The following is a 7,404-nucleotide window of genomic DNA, read 5'->3' as shown; positions in this document are numbered from 1 at the left end:
AAGTTACGATGGCGCGCGGATGCTTGACGCATCGGCAGTCGCCGCTTGAGAGATCGGCCGGTCGGCGTTCGCCACACCGGTTGAGCCGGAGCTGCAAGAGGGGAGCAGATGGTAGGATCGATCGATCCGAGGTGCGAGACAGTCCGTGGGACCCATTGGCCGAAGAAAGGTCGTGAGGCTGTTTGGAGCTCGCGTCGCGGAAACCATCTTGGCCAGCGGTCTAAAACACACCGCATCAACAGGCCGGACATATGGATGCAAGCGATCCGATCAGACCCTGAAGAACTCTTGTGGCACGGGGGCCGTCCACATATGGGTCCCGGCGTTCGCCGGGACGACGTGCAACACGCATACACCCATACGCCGGGAACCCTTGATCTTCGCAACGCCCTGCCGTTACTAGGTTTCACGAATAGCGTGGCCGAGAGCCCGCGTACCGGGAGCAAACAAATCATGGGACCCCTGGAGGGCGTCAAGGTCATCGACATGACGACCGTGCTGATGGGGCCCTATGCCACCCAGATGCTCGGCGACTACGGCGCCGACGTGATCAAGGTTGAATCGCTCGATGGTGACGTGACGCGGTTGATCGGCCCGACCCGGCATCCCGGCATGGGCCCGGTGTTCCTCAACACCAACCGCAGCAAACGCAGTATCTGCCTCGACCTGAAAAAGCCCGCCGGACGTGACGCCGTGTTGCGGCTGATCGCTTCGGCAGACGTGCTGGTTTACAACGTCCGGCCGCAGGCGATGGCGCGGCTGCAACTCGGCTATGATGTGGTCTCGAAGATCAATCCGCGCCTGATCTATGCCGGCGTGTTCGGCTTCGGCCAGGACGGGCCTTATGCCGCCAAGCCCGCCTATGACGACCTGATCCAGGGCGCCACCGCGCTGCCCGCGCTGATGGCGCAGACCAGCGACGGCGTGCCGCGCTACGTCCCGAATGCGCTGGTCGACCGCATCGTCGGACTGACGGCTGTGGGTGCAATCTGCGCCAGCCTCGTGCATCGCGACCGCACCGGGCGCGGGCAGCGCGTCGATATTCCGATGTTCGAGACCATGGCGGGTTTCGTGATGGGCGATCACATGGGCGGTCTCACTTACGAGCCGCCGCTGGACAAGGGCGGCTATGCGCGGCACCTTTCGCGCGACCGGCGGCCCTATAAAACCTCTGACGGCTATATCTGCGTCATTGTTTACAACGACAAGCAATGGGAGAACTTCTTCAAAGCCACCGGCCGCGACGATCTGCGTCGCGATCCAAGATTTGCGACCTTCGCCGGCCGTGCCGTCAATATCGATGCCGTCTATGCGGAATTGGCGCGCATCTTCGAAACACGAACCACCGCCGAATGGACCGAGCTGCTCGACAAGGCGGACGTGCCGGTCATGCCGATGCACGATCTCGAGAGCATTTTGCAGGATCCGCATCTCGTCGCGACGAGTTTCTTTCCTGTCGTCAATCACCCGACCGAGGGCCCGATCCGCAACATGAAGGTGTCCGCCAGCTGGTCGGAGACCGCAATTGAGCCGATGCGGCTGGCGCCGCGCCTTAACGAGCATGGTGCGGAAATATTGCGCGAAGCCGGGTTTTCCGCCGACGAGATTGCAGCACTGGTGCGCGACGGCGTCACCAGATCGTCACCCGACACTCGAGGGGATTGAGCCGCATGGATTTTGCTCTCACAGCCAACCAGGAATCAATCCGCGAGGCCGTCGGAAAAATCTGCGCGCGGTTCGACGATGCCTATTGGTTGAAGAAGGACAAAGAGGGCGGTTTTCCCGCCGATTTCCACAAGGCCTTAGCGGAAGCCGGCTGGCTCGGCATCTGCATTCCCGAGGCCTATGGCGGCTCAGGTCTGGGCATCGTCGATGCGGCGATCATGATGCGGACCATCGCGGAATCCGGCGCCGGCATGTCCGGCGCCTCTGCCGTGCATATGAATGTGTTCGGGCTCAATCCTGTGGTCGTGTTCGGCAATGAAGAGCAGTGCAGGCGGATGCTGCCGCCGATCGTCGCCGGGACCGAGAAGTCCTGCTTTGCTGTCACCGAGCCGAACACCGGCCTCAACACCACGCAACTGAAAACCCGCGCGGTTCGAACCGGCGACAAATACGTCGTCAATGGCCAGAAGGTCTGGATTTCCACCGCGCAGGTCGCCGAAAAGATCTTGCTGCTGGCGCGCACTACGCCGCTGGAAGAGGTGAAGAGCGCAACGCACGGCCTCAGCCTGTTTTACACCGATTTCGATCGCCGCCGCATCGCCGTTCATGAAATCGAGAAGATGGGCCGCAAACCCGTCGACTCCAACGAATTGTTCTTTGAGAATTTTGAAATTCCCGTCGAAGATCGTCTCGGCGAAGAAGGCCGCGGTTTCGAATACATCCTGCACGGCATGAACCCCGAACGCATCCTGATCGCTGCCGAAGCGGTTGGGCTCGGAAAAGTGGCGCTGTCGCGCGCTGCGGCGTACGCGAAGGAGCGCAACGTGTTCAATCGTCCGATCGGCAAGAACCAGGCGATTCAGCATCCGCTTGCGAAGAACTGGATGGAACTCGAGGCGGCATGGCTGATGACGCTCTCGGCAGGCTGGCAATACGATCAGGGCCTGCCATGCGGCCCCGCGGCCAACGCCGCGAAATATCTCGCGGCAGAAGCCGGCTTTCAGGCCTGCGAGCAGGCGGTGATGACCCACGGCGGCTTCGGCTACGCCAAGGAGTTTCATGTCGAGCGCTATTTGCGCGAATCCCTGATCCCGCGCATCGCCCCGATCAGCCCGCAGCTCATCCTCAGTTTTATTGCTGAGAAGGTTTTGGGATTGCCGAAATCGTATTGAGGATTTTTCTAGATAATGAAAGTAGAGATCCTGGAGGAGACTTTCATCGCCAATAAAAGATAAAGCTGGCGATGACGAGCATTGCCGTCACCGCCAGCGTTTGCGCAAGCGCTTCCGAGGCCGCCCTCTTGGTGGCTTCCTTCATGCCGTTCCCCCCTAGACTCGGGCGTAACTCAACGCAGCGCGAAAACGCGCCGACGAAGGTCAGTTTTACTCGGAACACCCACGACGAGTATTCGCTTTGCTCAAGTCCCCAATCAGCGAATACCGACAGTGCAAAGGTCAAACAGTAATGCGGCGGCATTTTGACTCCTGCGTGACGAGATTTGCACACCGTCGATCTCGCCACGTTCAGCCGAACTTGCTCGCTTGCCGTCGACCGATTTTTGCAAGGCAGCGCAAGCAGTTGCTCCGGCGTTTTCAGCCGGATAGTGTTCGACAAAAAAACGACCGGCCTCGACAACCCAAGGTGAGCCATGGCCCGCATAGACTATTGCGATCCCACCCACGCAAGCGAACGCACCCGCGAAATCCTGGATAAGAACCGCAACGCCAATATTTTTAGAATGATGGCCCATTCGCCGAGCTATTTTGAACAGTACTGCCGGCTCGGCCGCGCGATCCGCCACAAGGGGGAGCTCGATCCGGTCGTGCGTGAACTGGCAATCACGCGCACGGGAATTCTGTGCGAGGCGCCGTATGAAGTGGTTGCGCACAAGCGCATCGGCAAAGGGGTAGGGGTCACTGACGAGCAAAACGACGCACTGGAGGATTGGAAATCCGCAACCTGCTTTAACGAGTTGCAACGCGCGGCACTCGCTTTCACCGACGAAATCGTCAAGCTGCGCCGTCCAGCCGACGCGACGTTCAATGTCATTGCGGCAAAACTGACCCCGCCGGCGCTGATCGAACTGCAGCTCTCCGTCGGCTTCTACATCATGACGTCGAAGTTTTTGGAAACCTTTGGCATCGATATGCAGCCGGTGACGGAAGTGGTCTGAACGGCCGGCTGCGCTAATTCGCCGTCGAGCCGTTTGCATGGACGGTCAGTGTTGTCGAGGCGTAGCGGCCTCGAAGCGTGCCGGAGAAAGAATCGCTCCGGTCATGGAGCCAGCCGAATTAGGGCGCCGGTCGTGCCGACAGGCTTGTCAGTTTTCGTCTAGTCAGCAGGAGCGCGGTCAAAATGGTCGGCGCGAGAATGGCGAGACCGAGACTGGTAATCTGCAATTGCGAGATCGGCATGATGCCACCGCCGGGCGTTGCAATCACGAGGCCGCCTATGATCAGCAGCACCCGCAGCGGCCATTCCAGGACGCCGGTACCACGAAGGTCGCCCACAAAGGCCTGATAGCCTTGTATGCCGCCACAGATGAACAAGGTGCCGAACGCGGCCAACGCCATCAGGCCTAGCCCGGCAAAATAGGGGCTGTCGCCTTGCAGCACCAGCGCCGGGTTCAGCACGAAGAAGAAGGGAATGAAATAGATGATGCTGCCGACCCACATCGATTCCCACCCCGTCTTCATGGCCGGCGAGCCGGCGATTCCGGCGGCGGCGAATGAGGCGATCGCCACCGGCGGCGTGATCGACGACAGCATGCCCCAATAGAAGATGAACATGTGCACGGCCATGCGGTTGAGGCCGACCTTTTCCAGCGCCGGCGCCACCAGAATGGCAAGGAAAATGTAACAGGCTGTCGTCGTCAGCCCGAGGCCGAGCACGAGGCTCGTGAACGCGCACATCCCGAGCAGCAGGAATGCGTTGTCGCCGGCAATTCGCAGCAGATCGTTGGCGAGGCTCGAGACCACGCCGGTCATCGAGAAGGCGCCGATCAGGAGACCGCAGCCCGCGAGAATCCCGACCAGCTCGACAAAGGTGCGGCCATTGACCTCAAGAAATTTGCTGATGGTCTTAAACGACCAGCGGGTCTCCCTGGAGAACAGCTGGTTCAGAACCAGAAGCAGCGCGGTTGCATAGAACGGCGCGTGGCTCTCGCGCTTGAAATGCAAGAGCATGACGATCAAAAGCGCGATGACGAAGATGTAATACCAACCATCCTTGATGGTATCCATGACCTTCGGCAATTCGGATCGCGGAATGCCCTTGAGGCCATGACGGGCTGCATAGGAATCCACCTGCATGAACAGGCCGATATAATACAGGATCGCCGGAATGATCGCGGCCACCGCGACTTCGGCGTAGCTGACATTGAGAAATTGAGCGATCACGAATGCAGTCGCACCCATCACCGGCGGCGCCAATACAGCACCGGTCGACGCGCAAGCCTCGATCGCCGCCGCATAAGAGGCGCGGAAGCCGCTCTTCTTCATCACGGGGATCGTCATCGTCCCGGCGGTCAGCACGTTGGAAATGATGGAACCGGACATCATGCCGAGCAGGCCGCTCGCGAAGATGCAGACTTTGGCGGCGCCGCCGCGAAACGTGCCGCACAACGCGAATGAAAGATTGATGAAGAACTTGCCGGCACCGGTCATCATCAGCGCGGTGCCGAACACCAGAAAGCCGATCACGGTGTCGGCGAACGCCTGGATCGGAATGCCGAGCAGGCTTTCGCCTGAGAGCACGTGATACGATGTCGCCTGCTCGATGGTCGATTGCGTGCCGCGAAATGGGCCGAGCCATTTGGCGTCTGCAAATAGCGGATAGACCGTGAACGGCAAAACGCTCAGCAGAAGGCTCCAGCCGCCGGTTCGGCGCAACGCCTCCATCAGCACGGCCCACATCACGAGTCCGGCCGCAATGACCGTGGTCGGGGCACCGCCGAACTCCCAGCCGGCTTCCGCAGCCTTGCGGACGCTGCGCATCAGGACGATCGCGGAGCCGAAGGTCAGGATGAACAACACGATGTCGTACCAGGGGATGCGCTCGAGCGGAGATCGTTCCGAATTCGGAAAGATCAGAAACGTGAACGGCAGCATCAGCGCGATAAGCAGGTAAAAATATTCAGTATTGAGCTGGGTGTATCCGATAAAAAACCGCAGCGAGAATTGCTGATTGATGCATAGCAGGATCGTTAAGGCGGTAGCGAAAATCAGCGCCCAGCGCCAGTTGCCGCGCAACGTCCGCACGCGCGTGACTTCGGCCTCTTGGAGGCCGCCGACACCGGCGTGCGGATCGTCGAACTCGACGCGTTTCACCGTCGGCAATTCTGAATCGGCGGACGATGAAGCAGACGACATGAGTTATCCCGTCAGATGATTCAGACGTTTGGCGCGCTGGCGTTGGAGCCAAGGCTATTCTTCAGAAAGGCTATTTTTTAGACAAGTCTATTCCTCGAAGCCGTTCGGCATGTTGGCCTTGCCAAGCGCGGCGGCGCGGGCTTTCAGCCAGCCGGCAAGAAATTCCTTGTCATCGGAAGGCGGATTGGATTTGCCGTAATCGGCCCATGCCGCAGCCAAAACGGACTGACGCTTGAACAGCGCATTGTTGTGCGCCTCCTGGTCGTCATTCCATTGGCCGGCTTCCTTCAGCGCCTTCACCGCGCCCGGATGCACCGGCACCACCCATTTTTTTGTCTGCCGGTCGGCAGCAAGCCCGCCGGCGCCCGGCGCGCCATCTTTGTAGGCGTCGTAGCCTGTTATCATCGCCTTGGTCACGGCGTAGACCTGATCGGCCGGCTGCGATCCGTAGACCACAAAGATCGGGTATGGATAGTTTCCGAGTTCGATCGGCTTTTCCTTGGAGATGCCGGCGCCGCAGGTGGCGACATGCCTGAAAAAGAATGACCCGACTTTCTGAACGCGGTCCCATCCGGCTTTGTCGTTGTGGGGGAGCGGGGGCCAGATCAGCCCGCGCGGCGAGGTCTCGGCTTCCTTCGCCGGGCCGGTGATCGTGGTTGCGAAGGCGGCATCGACGTCGTTGTTGAGCAGACCCTTCCACATTGCGCCGTAACTGGAAAATTCGATGGCCTTGACGTCGCTTTGCTTGAGATCGCCGAACGCCAAAATCGCCAGGGCATTCTGATTCAGGGCTGGCGAGCCGACAACGAATCCGACGCGCTTGCCTTTGAGATGCTTGATTTCGGTCACGCCGGTGTCGCGTGCGACGCCAAGCGAACCGGCGTTGCAATCAACCGTCGACAGCACCAGTTGCAACGCCTGAGGTCCCCATTCTCTGGTGCCGAATTCGAACACGCCCTCCTGCGCAAAATAGGTGCCGGAGCCCATCGCCGATGACATCGCCCGGCCGGCGCGCAGCGGTGCGAGCCGCGCGACGTCGTTGCCCGCGGGCAGCACCCGCACATCGGTGCTGTATTTATCCTTCATCATCTTGCCGACGGCGACGGCTATATTGAATCCGGCGGTGCCGGTGTCGTAGGCCGTAAACGTCATGGTCGGCGGCAGCTTGACGTCTTCGGCCTGAGCCGCGGGCGGCGTCAACAACGAGATGCTTGCGAAAATGACAGGCGCGAACGCCACCAGCCGATGGATCATGTTTCCCCTCCAAATGTTTCGCTGTGCAAAAACTGTTTTTCTTGGCTGATCATGTCATCGCCTGATGGCAATGGCAACGTCCGCGCGGTTTGTCGCGGAACGGTATCGGACAAAA

The 7,404-nt window shown here is 60.0% G+C and carries 6 protein-coding genes; 3 read left to right on the top strand and 3 right to left on the bottom strand.

What is annotated here, in order from left to right; genetic code table 11:
* Positions 1 to 453: 453 nt before the first annotated feature.
* Positions 454 to 1,665 (top strand): CaiB/BaiF CoA transferase family protein, encoded by a 1,212-nt coding sequence (locus N554_RS0121705; RefSeq protein WP_029585398.1) that lies wholly within the window; start codon positions 454 to 456, stop codon positions 1,663 to 1,665.
* A gap of 5 nt (positions 1,666 to 1,670) precedes the next feature.
* Complete coding sequence (locus tag N554_RS0121700) at positions 1,671 to 2,837, top strand: acyl-CoA dehydrogenase family protein (protein ID WP_029585397.1); 1,167 nt, start codon at positions 1,671 to 1,673, stop codon at positions 2,835 to 2,837.
* A gap of 43 nt (positions 2,838 to 2,880) precedes the next feature.
* On the opposite strand, the gene N554_RS41510 is transcribed toward N554_RS0121700, so the two are convergent.
* The gene (locus tag N554_RS41510) at positions 2,881 to 3,141 is read right to left on the bottom strand and encodes a hypothetical protein (protein ID WP_156042032.1); all 261 of its coding nucleotides are present in this window, start codon (positions 3,139 to 3,141) and stop codon (positions 2,881 to 2,883) included.
* Between the two features lie 172 nt (positions 3,142 to 3,313).
* On the opposite strand from N554_RS41510, the gene N554_RS0121690 reads away from it, so the two are divergent.
* Positions 3,314 to 3,838 carry a carboxymuconolactone decarboxylase family protein gene (locus N554_RS0121690; protein WP_029585396.1) on the top strand — a complete coding sequence of 175 codons (525 nt, stop codon included), beginning with the start codon at positions 3,314 to 3,316 and terminating at the stop codon, positions 3,836 to 3,838.
* A gap of 118 nt (positions 3,839 to 3,956) precedes the next feature.
* Here the strand turns inward: N554_RS0121690 and N554_RS0121685 are convergent, their stop codons facing one another.
* On the bottom strand, positions 3,957 to 6,035 hold the full coding sequence (locus N554_RS0121685; RefSeq protein WP_029585395.1) for a TRAP transporter permease: 2,079 nt from the start codon (positions 6,033 to 6,035) through the stop codon (positions 3,957 to 3,959).
* 87 nt (positions 6,036 to 6,122) lie between these two features.
* Entirely contained in the window at positions 6,123 to 7,289 is a 1,167-nt protein-coding gene (locus tag N554_RS0121680; RefSeq protein ID WP_029585394.1) for a TAXI family TRAP transporter solute-binding subunit, read from the bottom strand.
* Positions 7,290 to 7,404 lie beyond the last annotated feature (115 nt).

This window comes from Bradyrhizobium sp. URHD0069 (assembly GCF_000701345.1).
Taxonomy (GTDB): Bacteria; Pseudomonadota; Alphaproteobacteria; order Rhizobiales; family Xanthobacteraceae; genus Bradyrhizobium.
Note: the sequence above shows the minus strand (reverse complement) of the source record. Positions and strands in the feature narration are given on the sequence as shown.